The organism is Mesorhizobium sp. P3_A2 (assembly GCF_056403115.1).
Window position 1 is genome coordinate 229,385 of record NZ_JBFUGC010000009.1, and the last position, 19,077, is coordinate 248,461.

The 19,077-nt window shown below is 64.1% G+C and carries 18 protein-coding genes; 9 read left to right on the plus strand and 9 right to left on the minus strand.

Going from position 1 to position 19,077, the window contains the following annotated elements; all coding sequences use genetic code 11:
- Positions 1 to 97 precede the first annotated feature (97 nt).
- Entirely contained in the window at positions 98 to 1,039 is a 942-nt protein-coding gene (locus AC1DXM_RS21725; RefSeq protein WP_477236017.1) for a threonine/serine dehydratase, read from the minus strand.
- A 50-nt stretch (positions 1,040 to 1,089) separates the two neighbouring features.
- On the opposite strand from AC1DXM_RS21725, the gene AC1DXM_RS21730 reads away from it, so the two are divergent.
- Positions 1,090 to 1,392: an ArsR/SmtB family transcription factor gene (locus tag AC1DXM_RS21730; protein WP_112562241.1), complete on the plus strand. Its 303-nt coding sequence runs from the start codon at positions 1,090 to 1,092 to the stop codon at positions 1,390 to 1,392.
- A 20-nt stretch (positions 1,393 to 1,412) separates the two neighbouring features.
- Here AC1DXM_RS21730 and lysA read toward each other — a convergent pair whose 3' ends face one another.
- The 3 genes from lysA to argH all read right to left on the minus strand — a co-directional run bounded on the left by lysA (position 1,413) and on the right by argH (position 4,425).
- Positions 1,413 to 2,681, minus strand: coding sequence for a diaminopimelate decarboxylase (gene lysA / locus AC1DXM_RS21735; protein ID WP_477236019.1), 1,269 nt, complete (start codon positions 2,679 to 2,681; stop codon positions 1,413 to 1,415).
- Positions 2,682 to 2,746: 65 nt separating this feature from the next.
- Positions 2,747 to 2,953, minus strand: a complete 207-nt coding sequence (locus AC1DXM_RS21740; RefSeq protein ID WP_112562243.1) for a hypothetical protein — start codon at positions 2,951 to 2,953, stop codon at positions 2,747 to 2,749.
- Positions 2,954 to 3,024: 71 nt separating this feature from the next.
- Positions 3,025 to 4,425, minus strand: coding sequence for an argininosuccinate lyase (gene argH, locus AC1DXM_RS21745; RefSeq protein WP_477236021.1), 1,401 nt, complete (start codon positions 4,423 to 4,425; stop codon positions 3,025 to 3,027).
- A gap of 35 nt (positions 4,426 to 4,460) precedes the next feature.
- Between argH and tlpA the strand changes: the two genes are divergently transcribed.
- Entirely contained in the window at positions 4,461 to 5,156 is a 696-nt protein-coding gene (gene tlpA / locus AC1DXM_RS21750; RefSeq protein ID WP_477236023.1) for a thiol:disulfide interchange protein TlpA, read from the plus strand.
- 98 nt (positions 5,157 to 5,254) lie between these two features.
- Here the strand turns inward: tlpA and AC1DXM_RS21755 are convergent, their stop codons facing one another.
- Both AC1DXM_RS21755 and AC1DXM_RS21760 read right to left on the minus strand, forming a co-directional pair.
- Positions 5,255 to 7,702: a bifunctional diguanylate cyclase/phosphodiesterase gene (locus AC1DXM_RS21755; RefSeq protein ID WP_477236025.1), complete on the minus strand. Its 2,448-nt coding sequence runs from the start codon at positions 7,700 to 7,702 to the stop codon at positions 5,255 to 5,257.
- 145 nt (positions 7,703 to 7,847) lie between these two features.
- Positions 7,848 to 8,156, minus strand: coding sequence for a hypothetical protein (locus AC1DXM_RS21760; protein ID WP_477236027.1), 309 nt, complete (start codon positions 8,154 to 8,156; stop codon positions 7,848 to 7,850).
- A 280-nt stretch (positions 8,157 to 8,436) separates the two neighbouring features.
- Here AC1DXM_RS21760 and AC1DXM_RS21765 point away from each other — a divergent pair, with 280 nt between their 5' ends.
- From AC1DXM_RS21765 to AC1DXM_RS21785, 5 genes are all read left to right on the plus strand, one after another.
- Positions 8,437 to 9,789: an extracellular solute-binding protein gene (locus AC1DXM_RS21765; protein WP_477236029.1), complete on the plus strand. Its 1,353-nt coding sequence runs from the start codon at positions 8,437 to 8,439 to the stop codon at positions 9,787 to 9,789.
- Positions 9,790 to 9,954: 165 nt separating this feature from the next.
- On the plus strand, positions 9,955 to 10,839 hold the full coding sequence (locus AC1DXM_RS21770; protein ID WP_477236031.1) for a carbohydrate ABC transporter permease: 885 nt from the start codon (positions 9,955 to 9,957) through the stop codon (positions 10,837 to 10,839).
- A gap of 7 nt (positions 10,840 to 10,846) precedes the next feature.
- Positions 10,847 to 11,761, plus strand: a complete 915-nt coding sequence (locus AC1DXM_RS21775; protein WP_477236033.1) for an ABC transporter permease subunit — start codon at positions 10,847 to 10,849, stop codon at positions 11,759 to 11,761.
- A 10-nt stretch (positions 11,762 to 11,771) separates the two neighbouring features.
- Entirely contained in the window at positions 11,772 to 12,872 is a 1,101-nt protein-coding gene (ugpC, locus tag AC1DXM_RS21780) for a sn-glycerol-3-phosphate ABC transporter ATP-binding protein UgpC (protein WP_477236035.1), read from the plus strand.
- A 76-nt stretch (positions 12,873 to 12,948) separates the two neighbouring features.
- Positions 12,949 to 13,752 carry a phosphodiesterase gene (locus AC1DXM_RS21785; protein WP_477236037.1) on the plus strand — a complete coding sequence of 268 codons (804 nt, stop codon included), beginning with the start codon at positions 12,949 to 12,951 and terminating at the stop codon, positions 13,750 to 13,752.
- A 12-nt stretch (positions 13,753 to 13,764) separates the two neighbouring features.
- Here the strand turns inward: AC1DXM_RS21785 and AC1DXM_RS21790 are convergent, their stop codons facing one another.
- The 3 genes from AC1DXM_RS21790 to AC1DXM_RS21800 form a co-directional block, all read right to left on the minus strand.
- A complete protein-coding gene (locus AC1DXM_RS21790) occupies positions 13,765 to 14,847 on the minus strand; it encodes an ABC transporter ATP-binding protein (protein WP_477236039.1) in 1,083 nt (360 codons plus the stop codon).
- On the minus strand, positions 14,844 to 16,415 hold the full coding sequence (locus AC1DXM_RS21795; protein ID WP_477236041.1) for an ABC transporter permease: 1,572 nt from the start codon (positions 16,413 to 16,415) through the stop codon (positions 14,844 to 14,846). The genes AC1DXM_RS21790 and AC1DXM_RS21795 overlap by 4 nt, the downstream gene beginning before the upstream one ends.
- Positions 16,416 to 16,569: 154 nt before the next feature.
- Positions 16,570 to 17,577, minus strand: coding sequence for an iron ABC transporter substrate-binding protein (locus AC1DXM_RS21800; RefSeq protein WP_477236043.1), 1,008 nt, complete (start codon positions 17,575 to 17,577; stop codon positions 16,570 to 16,572).
- Positions 17,578 to 17,781: 204 nt separating this feature from the next.
- On the opposite strand from AC1DXM_RS21800, the gene AC1DXM_RS21805 reads away from it, so the two are divergent.
- Complete coding sequence (locus AC1DXM_RS21805; protein WP_112562252.1) at positions 17,782 to 18,318, plus strand: sigma-70 family RNA polymerase sigma factor; 537 nt, start codon at positions 17,782 to 17,784, stop codon at positions 18,316 to 18,318.
- A 1-nt stretch (position 18,319) separates the two neighbouring features.
- Entirely contained in the window at positions 18,320 to 18,958 is a 639-nt protein-coding gene (locus tag AC1DXM_RS21810; RefSeq protein WP_477236045.1) for an NrsF family protein, read from the plus strand.
- Positions 18,959 to 19,077 lie beyond the last annotated feature (119 nt).

The following is a 19,077-nucleotide window of genomic DNA, read 5'->3' on the forward strand; positions in this document are numbered from 1 at the left end:
GCAGAAGTTTACCAGCAAACACGGCAAAGGCGAGGCGGTTCCGGAAAACTTGAAGAGCTTTGGCGGGTTTCCACCCGCAATTCAGTCAAAGCAAGAATCAGAATTTCGCCGGATCGGTGTTTGAGCCGCAGACCAGGACCGCGATCCGTTCGCCCGGCGCCGGCGTGTAGCGGCCGGACAATAGCGCTGCGAAGGCTGCGGCGCCCCCCGGCTCGGCGATGATCCGCACCCGCTCCCACAGTGCCTTCTGCGCGGCGATGATGGCGTCGTCGGTGACCAGGATGGAGCGCTCGACGAAGGCTTCGGCGATCGGAAACATCATCTCGCCAACGCGCTTGGGCGCCAGCGAATCGGCGGCGACGCCTTCGGCGGGCGCATCGACCGGGTGGCCGGCCTCGAAGGCGCGATGCAGCGTCGGTGCGCCTTCGGGTTCGATGGCGACGATCCTGATGCGGCCGGCAAACCAGGCGGCGATGCCACCGATCAGGCCGCCACCGCCGACGGCGACCAGCAGCGTGTCGATTTCAGGCAAGTCTTGCTCGATTTCGAGGCCGAGCGTGCCTTGGCCGACGAGTGTTTCTTCCTGGTTGAAGGCGTGGATCTGCAAGGCGCCGGTCTTTTCGGCAAAAGCCTCGCTGGCGGCAAGCGCCTCGGCATAGCGGGCGCCGCCGACGATCAGTTCGGCGCCGTAGCCGCGGATGCGCTGAAGCTTGGCCGGCGGGCTGACTTCGGGGACGAAGATCGTCGCCTTGTGGCCGAGCCGCATGGCGGCATAGGCGACAGCGGCGCCATGATTGCCGCCCGACGCCGCGACGACGCCGGCCGCGGGCACCGGCCGTTCCAGCAGATTGGTGAAGGCGCCGCGCGCCTTGAACGAACCGGAATGCTGCAGACATTCGAGCTTGAGGTCGACCGCCAGCGGCGGCCGGTCGAAATCGGCCATGTCGACGCGCAACACCGGCGTGTGTCTGACATAGGGGCGGATGCGCGGCTCCATCGCGGCAATGCGTTCGCGCGTGATGCTGTTGCCGTTGGTCATGACCATCTCCTTGGGATTGACAGCAATTAGTAACTTGGCAAAATGGCTAAATGCAAGAGGTTGATGTCTTCAAGGCGATCGCCAACGAACGCAGGCTGCAGATCCTCGACTGGCTGAAGGATCCGCGGGCGCATTTCCCGGCCCAGGCAGACGGCGATCTGGTCGAGGACGGCGTTTGCGCGCTGCTGATCGCAGAGAAGCTCGGCATTACGCAGGCGACGCTCTCCGAGCATATGCGCGTGCTTACCCAGGCCGGCCTGCTGCGCCCCAAGCGCATCAAGCAATGGACGTTCTACCGCCGCGACGAGGACAAGATCGCCGACACAAGGATGCTCATCCAGAACCGGCTGTAGCGCAGCCGGCGCGGCGGCTTCTATGCAAGCCAGTCGGGCACCGAATCCAGGCCGATCAGCTCGTCATAGGTCTGGCGCTGGCGCACGACATGAAAGCGGTCGCCGTCGACCAGAACCTCAGGCACCAGAAGCCTTGTGTTGTAGGTGCCGGATTGCACCGCGCCATAGGCGCCGGCCGTCGAGACGGCAATGAGATCGCCAGACTTCAGCCGGGGCAGGTCACGATCGAGGCCGAGATAGTCGCCGGTCTCGCAAACCGGGCCGACGACATCGACCGCCATGCGCGGCGTGTCGGCCGGCGGCTGCACCACTGGCTTGATGTCGTGGAAGGCATCGTAGAGGGTCGGCCGGATCAGATCGTTCATGGCGGCGTCGACGACGAGGAAATTCTTGGCGTCGCCTTCCTTCACGAAGATCACTTCCGAGACCAGTATGCCGGCATTGCCGACGATCAGCCTGCCCGGCTCGAACATCACCTTCACCCCAAGCTTTGTCAGATGCTTCCTGACGATCTCGGCATAGGCATCCGGTAGAGGCGGCGGGCTGTTGTCGGTGCGGTAGGGGATGCCGAGGCCGCCGCCGACATCGACGTGCTCGACGGCGTGGCCATCGGCGCGCAGCGCGCCGACCAGTTCCGCCAGAAGCGCGAAGGCGTCGTCAAAGGGCTGCAACTCGGTGATCTGGCTGCCGATATGGGTGTCGATGCCGATGGGCTTGATGCCCGGCAAGCCGGCGGCACGGGCATAGACCTGGCGCGCTCTTTGCCACGGAATGCCGAACTTGTTCTCGGCCTTGCCGGTGGAGATCTTCCTGTGCGTCCTGGCGTCGACATCCGGGTTGATGCGCAGCGAGACCGGCGCCACCTTTCCGAGTGCCGTGGCGCGGGCCGACAGCAATTCCAGCTCCGGCTCGGATTCGACGTTGAAGCAGAGAATGCCGGCCTCGAGCGCGAAATCCATTTCGCGCGCGGTCTTGCCGACACCGGAAAACACGATCTTGTTGGCCGGGATGCCCGCGGCAAGCGCGCGGCGCATTTCGCCTTCCGAGACGGTGTCGGCGCCGGCTCCCAGCCTTGCCAGCGTGCGCAGCACCGCCTGGTTGGAATTCGCCTTCAAGGCATAGCAGACCAGCGTGTCGAGCCCGGCGAAGGCATCGGCGAAGACGCGGAAATGCCGGGTCAGCGTTGCCGTCGAATAACAATAGAACGGCGTGCCGACGCTTGCGGCGATGTCTGGTATCGCCACGTCCTCGGCATGGAGCACGCCGTCGCGGTAGTCGAAATGGTTCACGAGAGTGTTTCCGGAAGTTGGAGCAAGAGACCCGGTCCAGATAAACTAAGCCGGTCTCGTCGGCTCTAGAGCAGCGGGTCGAGGATGAACTTCTTGTCCACGACCGGTTTTTCCGGCTCCGGCGGCACCGGCTGCTTGGCGCGCTCGGCGTCCTTGCGGGCCTGGACGGCTGCTTCATAGGGCGTGTCGAGACCGGCCTTGCGGCCGCAGGCGGTTACGGCGACCATCGCCGTCAGCAGCGTCAGCGTCACCAAAATCCTGCGTGCGGTCATCGATCCATCCGTCCGAAACTTCTATGTGCTGCCGCTTTTAACCGAGTTTTCGGCGCATTGCACCCCCGGCATCATGCCTTGGCGATGCGCTTTTTCCAGGTGCGGATCTGCTTCCTGACTTCCGACGGCGCGGTGCCACCGAAGCTTGTGCGGCTCTTGACCGAATTCTGCACCGCAAGCACCGAGAAGATGTCCTCCGTGATGCCCGGGTTGATCGACTGCAGGTCCTCCAGCGAAAGCTTCTCCAGGCTGACCTTCTTCTCTTCAGCCAGCGCCACCGCGCGGCCGGTGACATGATGCGCCTCGCGGAAAGGCAGGCCGAGCGTGCGCACCAGCCAGTCGGCAAGGTCGGTCGCGGTCGCGTGGCCGGAGCCGGCGGCCTTCTTCATGGCAGCGGCGTTCACCGTCATGTCGCGCACCATGCCGGTCATCGCCGCCAGCATCAGATCGAGCGTTTCGGCGGCGTCGAAGACCGATTCCTTGTCCTCCTGCATGTCCTTGCCATAGGTCAGCGGCATGCCCTTCATCACCGTCAGCAGGCCGACCAGATGGCCGGTGACGCGGCCGGTCTTGCCGCGCACGAGTTCGGCGGCGTCCGGGTTCTTCTTCTGCGGCATGATCGAGGAGCCGGTGGAGAAGGAATCTGATAGCCTGATGAAGCCGAACTGCGGTGTCGACCAGATGATGATCTCTTCGGCGAGCCGAGACAGATGCGTAGCGCAGATCGCTGCCAGGCCCAGGAACTCCAGCGCGAAATCGCGGTCGGAAACGCTGTCCAGCGAATTGCGCATCGGTTCGCGGAAGCCGAGCGCTTTTGCGGTCTGGTGGCGGTCGATCGGGAAGCTGGTGCCGGCAAGGGCTGCCGCGCCCAAGGGGCTTTCATCCATCCGCTCGATGGCGTCGCGGACGCGCGAAAGGTCGCGCGAGAACATCTCGACATAGGCCATGCAGTGGTGGCCGAAGGTCACCGGCTGCGCTGCCTGCATGTGGGTGAAGCCCGGCATGACGGTTGCCGCATGCTCCTCGGCCCGCTCGAGGAAGGCTGATATCAGACCCTTCAGCGCCTCGGCGACACGGAAACACTCGTCCTTGACCCAAAGCCGGAGATCGACCGCGACCTGGTCGTTGCGCGAGCGGGCGGTGTGCAGGCGGCCGGCGGCCGAGCCGATCAGATCGGCGAGGCGGGCCTCGACATTCATGTGGATGTCTTCCAGCCGGGTCGAGAATTCGAACGTGCCGGCCTCGATCTCTTTCAGGATCGTGTTCAGGCCGTGAGCGATTTTTTCTTGATCGGCCGCCGAAATAATGCCCGTTTGCGCCAACATCTCGCTATGGGCGATCGAACCTCTTATGTCCTGCGCATAGAGTTTGCGGTCGAACGAGATCGACGCGTTGATCGCTTCCATGATGGCGGCCGGACCCGAGGCAAAACGTCCGCCCCACATCTGGTTGCTGGCCTTCTTGTCGCTCATCGCTATAACCCGTGCTCCGGAGCAGTTTTAGAATAATGGCAGACGGCAATAGATACTTCCCGGCCCCGCGCCTGATCCTTGCCGCTTTGGTGGCAGGCGTGCTGGCTGGCGCGGTCGCGGTATATGTCAGCGAGAGCGGTTCTGGCAACAACGCAGCCTCCGGCAGCGCGCCAGCGCAAGCTGCCGCCGGCGGCGGCAAGGACGACGTCGCCTGTGCCGCCAAGAGCGACCGCGCCAAGAAGGTTGCATCTGCGGCCACGGGCCAGGTTGCCGCATTGTTGCCCGCCGATCCGCCGCAATCGCTGAAAAGCCTGGCCTTCAACGGTCCCGACGGCAAGCCGATGACGATCGCCGACCATGCCGGCAAGACGGTGCTGCTCAATCTGTGGGCGACATGGTGCGCGCCCTGCCGCGCCGAAATGCCGGCGCTCGATGCGCTGCAGAAGGAAAAGGGCAGCGACGCCTTCGAGGTGATCGCGGTCAATGTCGATGCCGGCGACGATGTGAAGCCGAAGAAATTCCTCAGCGACATCGGCATCGAGAAGCTCGGTTACTACCGCGATTCGACGCTGGCGCTGTTCAACGACGTCAAGACACGCGGCCTGGCGCTCGGCCTTCCCGTCACCATGCTGATCGACGGCGAAGGCTGCCTGGTCGCCCATATGAATGGCCCGGCCGAATGGTCGGGACCGGATGCCAAGCGGCTCGTCGAGGCCGCGCTCGCGCGTTAGAACGGGTTACCGTTTCACGGAAACGGCCACCCACTCTAACTCTTTTTTTGACGCAATTTCGGACGGAAAAACCGTTTCACACTTTTCCTGAAATTGCTCTAGGCTGAGCGAAGCGCCGCCGCCGGTTCGAGCATCAGGATGCTGCCGCCACGCGGTTTGATCGTGGCGTCGTCCTCAGCTGGCGGTGCAGTGACGCCGGTCAGTTCGCTGAACGCCTCGATCGGGCTCGGCCGGCCAAGATAATAGCCCTGGCCAATCTCGCAGGCCTCGGCGTCGAGGAATTTCAGTTCGTCCAGCGTCTCGACGCCCTCGGCCAGAACCGGCAGGCCGAGACCGCGGCCAAGCCCCAGCACGGCGCGCACGATGGCCGCCACCTGGCCGTTGCTGTCGACCGATTTGATGAACGAGCCGTCGATCTTGATCTTGTCGAAGGGGAAAGCGCGAAGGTTGGACAGCGAGGAGTAGCCGGTGCCGAAATCGTCCATCGCCACACGCACGCCCAGCGCCTTGACCTGCCGCAAGGTGGCGAGCGCGCGCGGCATATCCTTGACCAGCGCCGTTTCGGTGATCTCGAGTTCGAGCCTGCCGGGGCCTAGCCCGGAGGCAAGGAGGACCTCGTGGACCTTGCGGCTGAAATTCGGGTTGTGGAGTTGCACCGCCGAAACATTGACCGCGACTGTGAGAGGGCTCTTCCAGCGGGCAGCCTCGGCGCAGGCTGTCGCCAGCACCCATTCGCCGATCTGAATGATGACGCCGCTGTCTTCGGCCACCGGGATGAAGGTCGCCGGCGGCACGTCACCGCGCTGCGGATGGCGCCAGCGGATCAGCGCCTCGAACCCGACCATCCGCCCGCTGCTGATCTCCTTTTGCGGCTGGTAGACGAGGCGAAACTCATTGCGCGCTATGGCCTGGCGCAGCTCGTGCTCCATCACGCGCCGGTCGCGCGCCTCGGCGCCCATCGAGGCCTCGAAGTAACGGTAGGTGTCCTTGCCTTCGGCCTTGGCGCGATAGAGCGCGGTGTCGGCGTGGCTGACCAGGGCTGCCGGCTCGTCGGCGTCGAGCGGATAAAGTGCAATGCCGATGCTGGCCGACACCAGGCCGCCGCCGACCGACTGCCGGTTTTCCTCGCGCATCGACGCCAGCACCGCCTCGGCAATGCGGCCGGCTGCCTGCGGATCAGAAAGGTTCGGGGCGATGATGGCGAACTCGTCGCCGCCGAGACGCGCCAGCATCTGCCCCTGGCGGAGCACGCCGGAGGCGCATAGCGCCACCTTCTGCAGCATGGCATCGCCGGCGCCGTGCCCGAACAGGTCGTTCACTTCCTTGAAGCGGTCGAGGTCGAGCAGCAGCAGCGCAAGATGCCCGCCCTTGCCGCCGCGGTCCATTGCGGCAATTTCGGCCTCGAGCCGGCCGGAGAAACTGCGGCGGTTGGGGAGCCCGGTCAGCGGGTCGAAGTGGGCGAGGCGCAGGATCTCCTGCTCGGCCTTCTTGCGTTCGCGGATGTCGCGTACTGCAACGACGCTGTGCCGCTTGCCGCAATAGTCGATGCTCCTGGCGATCAGTTCGACGGGGATGGCGATGCCGTCATGGCTTCTCAACTCGGCTTCCAGTGCCCGTCCGCTGCAGTCGGACATGCTGGCCGCCGTGCGTTCGCCGAAAAGGTCGCCGAGCAGCATCGCGTTCAGCGCTTCCGGCGCCATGCCGGTGAGAGCGGCGATGCTGTCATTGGCGCTGACGATGCGGGTGCCGTCGCAGACGATCAGGCCTTCGACGGCGGCGTTGGCGAGGCCGTGCATACGCTCGGCCTCGAGCTTGTGACGGCGGAAGCGCAGGTCGATCCACAGTGCCGCGGCTGAAAGTACCAGGATCACCAGGCTGACTGCAGCGGCGGCGAAGGCCTGCGACACCGGCGCGACCGTGAACCGCGATATCTCGATGGAGGAGTCCGGGAAGATCGACACCGCGCCCATGGCGATGAAATGCAGGGTGCAGATCGCCAGCGTCAACAGGACGGCGGCGCCGATGGTCGCCTGCATGGACGGGCGCCGCAGCACGACCAGCAGCGCCAGCGCGGCGAGGGTGACGCCTGCCAGCAGCGAGACTGCGACCAGAAGCGTGTTCCAGACGATGCGTCCTTCGACCTCGAAAGCGGCCATACCGATATAGTGCATGGCGGCGATGCCGGCACCGAGGATCGCGCCGCCGACCAAGGCGTAGTCGATGCCCCGGCGCAAGGTCGCGATCCACATGCCGGCGGCTGTCAGGGCGACGGAAGCGGCGAGCGAAAGCGCCGACAGTTCCGCATTGTACGCGTTGGGTATTCCCGGAGAAAAGGCAAGCATGGCGATGAAGTGCGTCGCCCAGATACCGAAGCCGGTGGAAGTGGCTGATATCATCAGCCAGGTATAGCGGTTGCGCTCGCTTGAGCGGTCGACATGGCGAAGCAGATTGACCGCCGAGAAGGAAGAAATACCGCAAATGAGGGCTGCCAGTGCGACCAGTCTCAGATCGTGCTCGTGCACGATGCAATTATAGACCGTCAGCATCTCGCCCCACCTGCTCTCCCGCAGCAATCAAGCCATCGACTTGATTAGTGCCGGACGCTTGAAGAATCGGTTATGCGCGTCACAACTACAGCGGGTTTTTCGGGTTGTACCTTGCGGCGATCTTTTCTCATTCCAGGCGCACGGGTCACGAGCAGCGCGTCCGCAATGGATGGCCATTGCTAGAGCGCGCCATGCCGTTGTCGACCTCGGACATAAGCACCACGTCGGGAGACTGGGCGGCAAGCGTTGTCGCTATGGCATCACCATGGCGAAGCCGCTCAACGTTCCAGGCCACCACTTTCAGGGTGTCGCCGGCTTTTTCGCGCGACGCCGTGCCGCCGCCGAGCGCGGGAATGGCGGCTGCATGACGCAGGTGGGTGGCGCTGTCGCGCGGGCCTTCGCACATCGCCTGGTGGTCGGCGACGGGCACATGCGTCAATTGCTGGACCAGCATTCGTCTCTCCACTCAAGCCCTTCATCTGGCCCCGTCATCTGGCAGGATACATTAGCCGGATAATCATTCTTTCGGCCGGGGCTTTTCGCCGTTCCGAGGCGCCCTAGCTACCTAGAGCGCCGATGTGACGGTTTCATGCCGCGTGGCCGTCGAGGAGGAGAGACTGGCTGTCCACAGGCCTGAAAGGGCACAACAGAACTGTCACATACCTTCTCTATGAGAGCGGCAAGGGACTTGCGCAAAGCCTGATGTCATCAGCCACTCAAGAGGGATAAAATCCATGTCGATCTTCAAGCAGGGCCTTGCCGCCCTTGCCGCCGGCGCCTTCAGCATCGCGCTGGCGCAGCCGGCTGCCGCGGAGCCGGTCAAATTTGATTTCTGGTTCGGCCTGTCGGGCGACCTCGCCCGCGTCGTCGATACGCTGTGCAAGAACTTCAACGCTTCGCAAGCCGACTATGAAGTCGTCTGCACCAGCCAGGGCAATTACGACGCGACGCTGCAGAACACCATCGCCGCCTTCCGCGCCGGCAAGCAGCCCGCCATCGTCCAGGTCTATGATGTCGGCACCGCTACCATGATGCTGTCGGGCGCCTACAAGCCAGCCGACAAGCTGATGGAAGAAAACGGCTACAAGATCGACTACGCCGACTATTTCCCCGGCATCGCCCGCTACTACGCGACGTCGAAGGGCGAGATGCTCTCGTTCCCGTTCAATTCCTCGACCCCGCTGATGTACTGGAACAAGGATGCCTTCGCCAAGATCGGCAAGACCGAAGCGCCCAAGACCTGGGAAGATGTCGGCGCCGACCTCAAGGCCCTGAAGGACGCCGGCTATGAATGCCCGATGGCGATCAACATCTCGGCCAATGAAAGCTGGCAGCTGATGGAGCAGTTCTCGGCGCTGCACAACCAGCCAATCGCGACCAAGAACAACGGCTATGACGGCCTCGACGCCCGTCTGGAAGTCAACAAGACCAAGTTCGTCCAGTACGTCACCGATCTGAAGAAGTGGTATGACGCCGGCCTGATCAAGATCAAGTCCAAGGACCTCGGCCAGGATATGGTCCAGTCCTTCGCCACCGGCACCTGCCAGGTCATCATGACCTCGGTCGGCGACCACGGCACCGTTGGCAAGACGCAGAAAGAAGGCATGAACTGGGATGTCGCCGAACTGCCGGTCTATGCCGGCACCGAGCGCAAGAATTCGCTCGTCGGCGGCGCTTCGCTGTGGGTGCTGTCGGGCAAGTCGGATGCGGAATACAAGGGCGCTGCCGCGTTCCTGAACTTCATCCACGACCCCAAGACGGCTTTGTTCTGGTCGACCAACACCGGCTACATCCCGGTGACCAAGTCGGGCTTCGAGTACATGAAGTCCACCGGCTTCTACGACAAGGCGCCTTACAAGGGCCGTGAAACCGCAATCGCCAGCCTGACGGCGTCCGAGCCGACCGAAGTCACCCGCGGCATCCGTCTGGGCAACTTCACCCAGATCCGCGCCGAGTTCGGCACCCAGATGCAGGCGATCTTCGCCAACAAGGTCAGCGTCCAGGAAGGTATCGACACGCTGGTCAAGAACGGCGACGCCATCCTTGAGCGCTTCCAGCAGACCTATCCGGGCAAGACTCTGCCCTGACCCCGGATACCGGTATGGCCGCCCGCCAAGAATCGACGGGCGGCCATTTCGTATCTAGCCCTCTTTGGAGCATGATCTTTTCCAAAAACCGGTACCCACTTTTTGGGACCATGCTCTAGTTCATGCAGGAAAACGGGCCGGCGGTTCAACGGCCTGGGCGGATCAATGGAAAAACGCGTTACCTTCAGCAGGTGGACTATCGGCATCCTCTTCGCGGTGCCGCAGCTGCTTTTGATCTTCACCTTCTTCTACTGGCCTGCCGGCCAGGCGGTATACTGGTCGCTGACGCTGCAGCAGCCCTGGGGAGGCGGCAACATCTGGGTCGGGCTCGACAATTTCCGCTCGATCCTGTCCAACGCCGACTACTGGAACTCGATCAGCGCCAGCCTCATCTTCGCCGGCATCAGCACCGGCCTGGCGATGTTCATCGCGCTCGTTCTTGCCGCGCTCACCGATCGCCAGCTTGCCGGCTCGCGCTTTTACCGCGTGGTGCTGATATGGCCCTACGGCATCGCCGCGCCCGCGCTGGCGCTGGCGTTCCGCTTCATTCTGGCGCCGGAAGCCGGCTTCATGGCCGTCGTCAACCAGGTCTGGCCCGGCTTCTGGGATCCCGGCCTTGACGGCGCTGATGCCATGGCTTCGATCATCGTTGCCTTTTCGTGGAAATATGTCGGCTATAACTTCATCTTCTTCCTCGCCGCGTTCCAGGCCATACCGCGCTCGCTGATCGAGGCGGCGGCTATGGACGGGTCCGGCGTCATCAGGCGCTTCTTGGACATTCAGTTCCCGTTGATCACGCCGACCATCTTCTTCCTGCTCGTCATCAACATCACCGAGAGCTTCCAGGATTCCTTCGGCATCGTCGACATCATGACCTCGGGCGGCCCTGCCAACGCCACCAATCTGATGGTCTACAAGATCTATTCGGACGGCTTCAAAGGGCTCGATTATTCCGGCGCCGCCGCGCAGAGCATCATCCTGATGCTGCTCATCATCGTGCTCACCATCTTCCAGTTCCGCTTCATCGAGCGGCGCGTGCACTACAGGTGAGATGACCATGGTAGAGCGCACTCCGTTGCTGAATTTCTTCACCCATGTGATCCTGTTCGTCGGCTTCGTATTTTGCATCGCGCCGTTCGTCATCGTGGCCATCGCCGCATCGCACAACCTCAAGGACGTCAACGACGTGCCGATGTCGCTGCTGCCGGGCAGCGACTTCTGGGTCAACATCAAGACGGCGTGGGTGACGGCCGACCTCGGGCCGAAGCTGCTCAACAGCTTCATCATGGCGACCGGTGTCGCCGCCGGCAAAGTGATCATCTCGGCGCTCACCGCCTTCTCGATCGTCTATTTCCGCTATCCCGGCCGCACCTTCATCTTCTGGCTGATCTTCGTGACGCTGATGCTGCCGCTGGAGGTGCGCATCGTGCCGACCTATGCGGTCGTCGCCAATGTGCTCGAACCCTATCAGACGATCATGGATCTTACCGGTCTATCCTGGCTGATCGAGAAGGTTTCGGGCGTGCATGTCGCGCTCAACCTGGGAATGCTCAATTCCTTTCCCGGTCTGATCTTGCCGCTGATCGCCACCGCCACCGGCACCTTCCTCTACCGGCAGTTCTTCCTGACCGTTCCCGACGAGTTGACCGAGGCAGCGCGCATGGACGGCGCCGGACCGCTGCGCTTCTTCATCGATATCCTGTTGCCGTTGTCGCGCAACAACATGGCCGCACTCGGCACCATCATGTTCCTGTGGGCGTGGAACCAGTATCTGTGGCCGCTGCTCATCACCACCGACCAGTCGCACGCGACCGCGGTGACCGAACTCAAGCAGCTCATCCCCAATGTCGGCGGCGCGCCCGAATGGCACATTGCCATGGCCGGCACGCTTATCATCATGCTGCCGCCGCTGGTCGTCGTGGTGCTCATGCAACGCTGGTTCGTGCGCGGCCTGATCGCCACCGAAAAATAAGGAGCAAACAATGGCCTCCATCACCATCCGCGACGTCACCAAGAGCTACGCCAAGATGCAGGTCGTGCACGGCGTTAGCCTCGACTTCGCGTCCGGCGAGTTCGTCGTCATTCTCGGCCCATCCGGCTGCGGCAAGTCCACGCTGCTGCGCATGATCGCCGGGCTGGAGGATATTTCCGGCGGCACGATCGCCATCGACGGCACGGTGGTCAACAAGCTCGAACCGCGCGAGCGCGGCTGCGCCATGGTGTTCCAGAACTACGCGCTCTATCCGCATATGAGTGTTTCGCAGAACATCGGCTATTCGCTGAAAGTATCGGGTGTTCCCGCCGACGAGCGTACCCAGCGCATCCAGGCGGTTGCCCGCACGCTGGAGCTCGAGCATCTGCTCGACCGCAAGCCGATGGCGCTGTCCGGCGGCCAACGCCAGCGCGTCGCCATGGGTCGCGCCATGATCCGCGAACCGAAGGTGTTCCTGTTCGACGAGCCGCTGTCCAACCTCGACGCCAAGCTGCGCGTGCAGATGCGCTCCGAAATCCGCAAACTGCACCGCCGGCTCGCCGCTACCTCGGTGTTCGTCACCCACGACCAGGTCGAGGCGATGACGCTGGCCGACCGGCTGGTGGTGATGAATGGCGGCCGCGTCGAACAGGTCGGAACGCCGGCCGAAGTCTATAGCCGCCCGGCGAGCCGTTTCGTCGCCACCTTCGTCGGCGCGCCGGCAATGAACATGCTCGAAGGCACGGTGACGCTCGACGGCCTGTCGCTGCTTGGCGACGGCCGCAAGCTCAACGTTTCGCGCACCGGCCTGCCGGTCGGCAGCAAGGTCGCGGTCGGTATCCGGCCGGAGTCCGTACGTCTGGTTGCGGCGGGCACGCCGGGCGCTCTCGAAGCGACCGTCGACCTGGTCGAAGAACTCGGCGCCGGACGCGTCGTCTATGTCGATCTCGACGGTGCACCATTCTCGGTGGTGACGTCGGAGACCGTGCATCCGGTGCCGGGCAGCACGGTCGGCCTGCAGTTCTCTGAAGCCGACCTGCACTTCTTCTCGTCGGAGACCGGCAGCCGCCTCGACGTGTTCAAGGCTTCGGTGCCGGAACCGGCACTCTGATTTTTGCAGCCATCGGCAAGCGCATTTCCGTCCGCTTCGGACGGACGGCAAAGCAATCTCCCAGGGAAAAGTTCGCATGAAAATCATCCAGGTCACCGATGTCCATCTGGGACGGCGCGGCGAGATCCGCTATGGCGCGAACCTGCATGAGCGGCTCGACCGCTGCATCGACCACATCAATGCCCGCCATGGTGATGCCGCCCTTTGTGTCTTCAGCGGCGACCTGACCGAGACCGGGGCGCCTGAAAGCTACGCCGATCTCAAATCGGCCTTGAGCCGGCTTTCGCTGCCATACCGGCTGCTGCCGGGAAATCACGACCGGCGGGCCAATCTGGTGGCGGCATTTCCCGAAAACCCGACCGACGACAATGGCTTCGTGCAGTCGGTCGTCGATACGCCGGAAGCATCGTTGCTGTTCCTCGACAGCCTGGCCGAAGGCCGCGTCACTGGCGAACTCTGTGACGAACGGCTTGCCTGGCTCGACACGCGGCTCACTGAGGCGGCGGGACGGCAGGCCTACATCTTCCTGCATCATCCGCCGGTCGAGCTCGGTCTGCCGCTGCTCGATCCGCTCGGGCTGGAACGGCCGCAGCGCTTCCTCGACCTTTTGACGCGCCATGGCAATGTCGGCCATATCTTCTTCGGCCACGTCCACCGCGACATTGCCGGCACGGTCGTCGGCATTCCGTTCACGGCGCAGCGTGGCCTGCATGCCCGCTTCATGCTCGACCTCGTCGGTGAGGAGGTTGTCGAGCAGGCGCCACCGACCTACGGCATCGTGCTCATCGACGCCGCCGCGCGACGCGTGGTCGTGCACAACAACGACTTCCTCGAGACTTGGCCGCTTTGGTCACCGGCGACGGGCCAGAGGGTTGACTAGGAGCTGATCTCGCTAGGCGAAGACGTGCGCCTTGCCGGAGACGGTCAGGCGCACGATCTCGCCGACGGCGGGCGCGTCCATGCCCGGCTTGCGCAGGATCAGCGGCGTGTTGCCGATCGCGGCTGCGTCAGGCGGATCGGGGTTGTTCAACAGCCGCACCGCAATGGTGCACATCGAGCCGGCGAACTCCGAGTCCGTCACCTCCGCGAAGATCGTGCCCGGCGGGCCCGACATGCCTTCGCGCGACGTGCGGTTCACCTGCACCTGCTCCGGCCGCAGCATGATGCGGGCGATGTCGCGGCGCTCCTTGCTATCGACGGCGATGCGGCCGAGCGAGGAGGTGGCGAAGCCGCCTGAAACCTTTGCCGGCAGGATGATGGCGTCGCCAAGGAACTCGGCGACCATCCGGTCCTTCGGCTGCAGATAGAGTTCACGCGGCGTGCCGACCTGCGAGAACTTCCCGTCACGCATGACCGCGACCTGGCTGGCGAACGACAGCGCCTCGGCCTGGTCGTGGGTGACCAGGATGGTGGTGATCCCGGCAGCTTCGAGCAATTCGGCAACCGCCTTGCGCATCGAGGCGCGCAGGCCGGTGTCGAGCGCCGAGAACGGCTCGTCGAGCAGCATCAGCCTGGGTTTCATCGCCATGGCGCGGGCGAGTGCCACGCGCTGCTGCTGGCCGCCCGAGAGCTGGTGCGGGCGGCGTTTGAGGATCGCCTTGTCGAGCCCGACCGTATAGGCAAGCTCGGCGATGCGCTCGGTGCGCTGGTCCTCGCCGCGGGCCATGCCGAAGCCGATATTGTCGGCGATGCTGAGATGCGGAAACAGGGCGCCGTCCTGCGCCACCAAGCCGATGCCGCGGCGATGCGCCGGAACCGCATGGCCGCCATTGGCCAGCACTTCGCCGTCGAGCACGACGCGGCCCTGGTCGGGCGCCTCGAAGCCGGCGATGAGCCGCAGCAACGTCGTCTTGCCGCAGCCGGACGGGCCGACAATCGCGGTGCGGCTGCCGCTGGCGACGCTGAGGTCGACGCCGGCAAGCGCGGCGACCGGGCCGTAATGCTTGGTGAGGCCGCTGATTTCGAGAAAGCTCATCGTCCGGCCATCCGTTTCGACTGGACATAGAGCAGCCAGGTCAGCGGCAGCGACATCGCCACCATGATGAAGGCGTAAGGCGCGGCGGACGCATAGTCGATCTCGCCGCTGTAGGACCAGAACGCCATGGCCAGCGTGCGCGTGCCGTTGGGCGCCAGCATCTGGGTGGCGGTCAGTTCGTTCATGATGCCGAGCGCCACCAGGGCCATGCCGGCCGCGGCCCCAGGCGCCGAAAGGCGGATCGTCGTCGACCACAGCGCTTTCAGCGGCGGCCGGCCGAGGCTGGCGGCGGCGCGTTCAAGCTCGATCGGCGCCTGCGCGATCGACGCGCGGAGGCTGATCAGAGCGCGCGGCAGGAACATCAGGGCATAGGCGACCAGGATGGTGAACAGCGTCTGGTAGAGCGGCATGGCAATGCGCACGGTGATGGTGACCAGCGCCAGCGCAATGACGACGCCGGGCAGCGAGCCGACGATGTAGTTGCAGCCCTCGAGCAGCCGCTGCAGCGGCCCCGGCGCCCGGATCGAGATCCATGCCATCGGCATGGCGGCGATGGTCGCAAGCAGGGCGCCGGCGAGCGCCAGGAACAGCGTCTGGCCAAGCGCCAGGCCGATCTCGTCGAAACGCCAGACATCGGCGCCGCCGGCGACCAGCCAGCGGCCGATGGTGACGAAGGGCACGCCGATGGCGAGCAGCGTGGTGATGGCAGGCAGAGCCAGGCAAGGCAGCGTGGCGCGTCCGAGCCTGCTGCGCTGCCGGTGGCGCGCCGCACCTGAGCCGACGCGGGCATAGCGCTCTTCGCCGCGCACCAGCACCTCGAGAGCGAGCAGCACGAAGCAGCAGGTCACCAGAACGCCGGCCAGCATGTTGGCGGCGGGGCCGTTGAAGGTCGACTGGAATTGGTCGACGATCGCTGTGGTGAACGTGTCGAAGCGGATGAAGACATAGAGGCCGTATTCGGCCAGCAGATGCAGGCCGACCAGCAGCGCGCCGCCGCAAATGGCGAGTCTCAGCTGCGGCAGCACGACGCGTGCGAACACCCGCGACGGTCCGAGGCCGAGCGCTGCGGCGGCGTCTTCCAAGGCAGGATCGAGCCGGCGCAGCGACGCCGCGATCGGCAGATAGAGGAACGGGAAATAAGCGAGGACCGACACCAGCACGCCGGCCCAAAGGCCGTGCAGTCCCGGCACCAGGGTAATCCAGGCATAGGAGTGCACGAAGGCGGGAATGGCCAGCGGCGCCACCGACAGCCAGGCCCACAGCCGGGCGCCGGGCAGGTCGCTGCGCTCGGTCAGCCAGGCCAGCGCCATCGACAGGACGATGGCGATGGGCACAACGAGCGCCACCAGAAGCACGGTGTTGATCAGAAGTTCGCCGACGCGAGGCCGGAAGACCAGGTCCGAGACAGTGTCCCAGCCCGTCTGCACCGCGATCCAGATGATGAAGGCAAGCGGCAGCAGCGACAGCAGCGAGACGATGATGGCGGCAAGAGCGATCCAGGACATGGGCTGCCGGCGGGAGCGCCCGGCTGCCTGGCCTGAACGTGCGAGATCGACCGCAGATTGCATCAGCTCGGCCGCGCCACTGCCGCCGGAGCGGGGGCGCCGCAGGCGCGGCCGGAAACGCAATGTGTCGTCATGGACAATGCCATCCCGAAAACAGAGCGCTCCTGCGGAAAGCCTCGCAGGAGCGCAAACGTTGCCCTTTTAGGACGAACGCGGACTAAAGCAAGCCGGCTGCCGTCATCAGATCGGTCACCTTCTTGGAGTTCAGCTTTGCCGGGTCGACCTTCGGCGCCTGCAGATCGGCCAGCGGCACCAGCTTGGGATTAGAGTCGGCGCCCTTGCCGACCGCGTACTCGAAGGACGTGCCGCTCTTCAGCACGTCCTGACCGCCCTTGCCGGTCACCCATTTCAGGAACGCCTGGGCTTCCTTCGGATGCTTGCTCGAGGCCAGCACGCCGCCGCCGGAAATCGAGACGAAAGCGCCGGGGTCCTGGTTCTTGAAATAGTGCAGCTCGACGTTCTTGCTGTTCTCGCCGGTCTTGGCCTGATCGCCGAAATAGTAATAGTGGTAGATGATGCCGCCTTCGATCTCGCCGGCATTGACCGCCTTCATCACCGTGCCGTTGCCCTTGTAGGCGGTGAAATTCTCCTTCATCGCCTTCAGCCAGTCGGCGGTTGCAGCTTCGCCCTTGAGCTCAAGCAGCGCGCTGACGATGGCCTGGAAATCGGCGCCCGACGGCGAGGCGGCCCAGCGGCCTTTCCAGCTCGGATCGGCGAGATCGAGCATCGATTTGGGCAGCTGGTCGGCGGTGAGCTTGGTCTTGTTGTAGGCAAAGACGGTGCTGCGCGCCGCGACACCCACCCATTTGCCGCTGCTCGGCTGGAATTCAGCCGGAACCTGGGCCAGCGTATCGGCGTCGACCGGCGCGAAAAGGCCCGCCGCTTCGACCAGGGTCATGGCCGGGGAGTTCTCGGTCAGGAACACGTCGGCTGGCGAAGAAGCGCCCTCGGCGACGATCTGGTTGGAGAAATCGCTGTCGCCGCCATTGCGCAGCGTGACCTTGATGCCGGTTTCCTTGGTAAAACCATTGACCCATTCCTTGGCCAGGCTCTCGTGCTGGGCGTTGTAGACGATGATGCCGGCATCTTCCGCCATCGCCGGACCGGCGATCATGCCGATTGCCAGCGCGGTGGCGCCGACCAGGGTGGAAAGAGCATATTTCATGGCGTCATCCTCGATCGCAGCGGTTCTGGTTTTGCACGGCTGCACCTACCGATACCTGAATACCATAGTCAACATTGGTGGGCTGCTTCAATCCGTCGCTCGCCCGCAAACTTTCGTGATTTTGCGGCACTTTGGCTTGGACATTATTTCGTTGGCCACGTAACAAATCAGCGCCGAAGCGCGAAGATCGGGGAGTGAACTCTTGTGAGCGGCAAGGATGAGGCCGAGCTTTCCCGGCTGATGCGGGCCGCAATCGCGGGAGACGAAAGGGCCTACGCCGACTTTCTGCACCGGATTGCCGCACTGGTTCGCGGCTTTGTCAGGCGCAAGATCGTACAGGGCGGGGTCGATCCCGAGGATGTCGTGCAGGAAACCTTGCTGGCCATTCATGTGAAACGGCATACCTGGCGCCAGGACGCGCCGGTGTTGCCGTGGATCTATGCGATTGCCCGCTTCAAGCTGATCGATGCCTTCCGGCGGCGCGGCCGGCGCATCGAGATCGAGATCGACGAGATCGCCGAGACCTTTGCCGAGCCGGAAACCGAGACCGTCAGCGAACGCGACATCAATCGGGCGCTGGACGGCCTGCCGCCGGCGCAGCGTTCCGTGGTCTCGGCCATCTCTGTCGATGGCCGCTCCATCGGCGAGACGGCAGCCAAGCTCGGTGTCAGCGAGACGGCGGTCAGGGTGTCGCTGCATCGCGGGCTTGCCGCGATCGCCAAACGCTTCGGGCGGCAGTGACATGAGAACCGAAGATCTCATCAAGGCACTCGACGCTGATATCAGCAGCAAGGCGATGCCGCTGCGCTCGGCCTGGTGGATGGCTGCGGCTGCGGCGGTGGTGATCGCGGCGGTGGTCTTCTTTCTCACCATCGGGCCACGTCCCGACATCATGATCGCCATGCACACGATGCGGTTCCTGGCGAAATTCGTCTTCACCATCGTGCTTGCCATCACCGCGTTTGGCCTGATCCGGGCACTGTCGACACCGGGCGCTTCGACGGCGAGAGCCGCAGCCTGGATGGCGGCTGCGCCGCTGCTTGTGGCTGTGGCCGTAGCTCTCGAACTGTTCATGGTGCCGGAGCCGATGTGGAGCACGCGCATGGTCGGCTCCAACATGATGATCTGCATGGGCTTCATCCCGCTGATCGGCATCGGGCCGCTTGCTGTGTTCCTGTGGATGCTGCGCTATGGCGCGCCGACGCGGCCGGTGCTTGCCGGTGCGGTCGCAGGCCTGCTCGCCGGCGGCCTGGCGGCGACCTTCTATGCCGCGCACTGCTTCGACGATTCGCCGCTTTTCGTCGCCACCTGGTATACGCTCGCCATCGCCGTCCTTGCCGGGCTCGGCGCGCTCGGGGGACGGTTCTTCGTGCGCTGGTAACCGGCCCGCCTGAGATAGCCCGCAATAATCACCGATCCTTAATCATGCCGGCAATTGTTTGCGGGTTAACCGTGTTGCCGGTGGCTCAGGCGCAACCTTTCCTTAAAATCGATCATCCA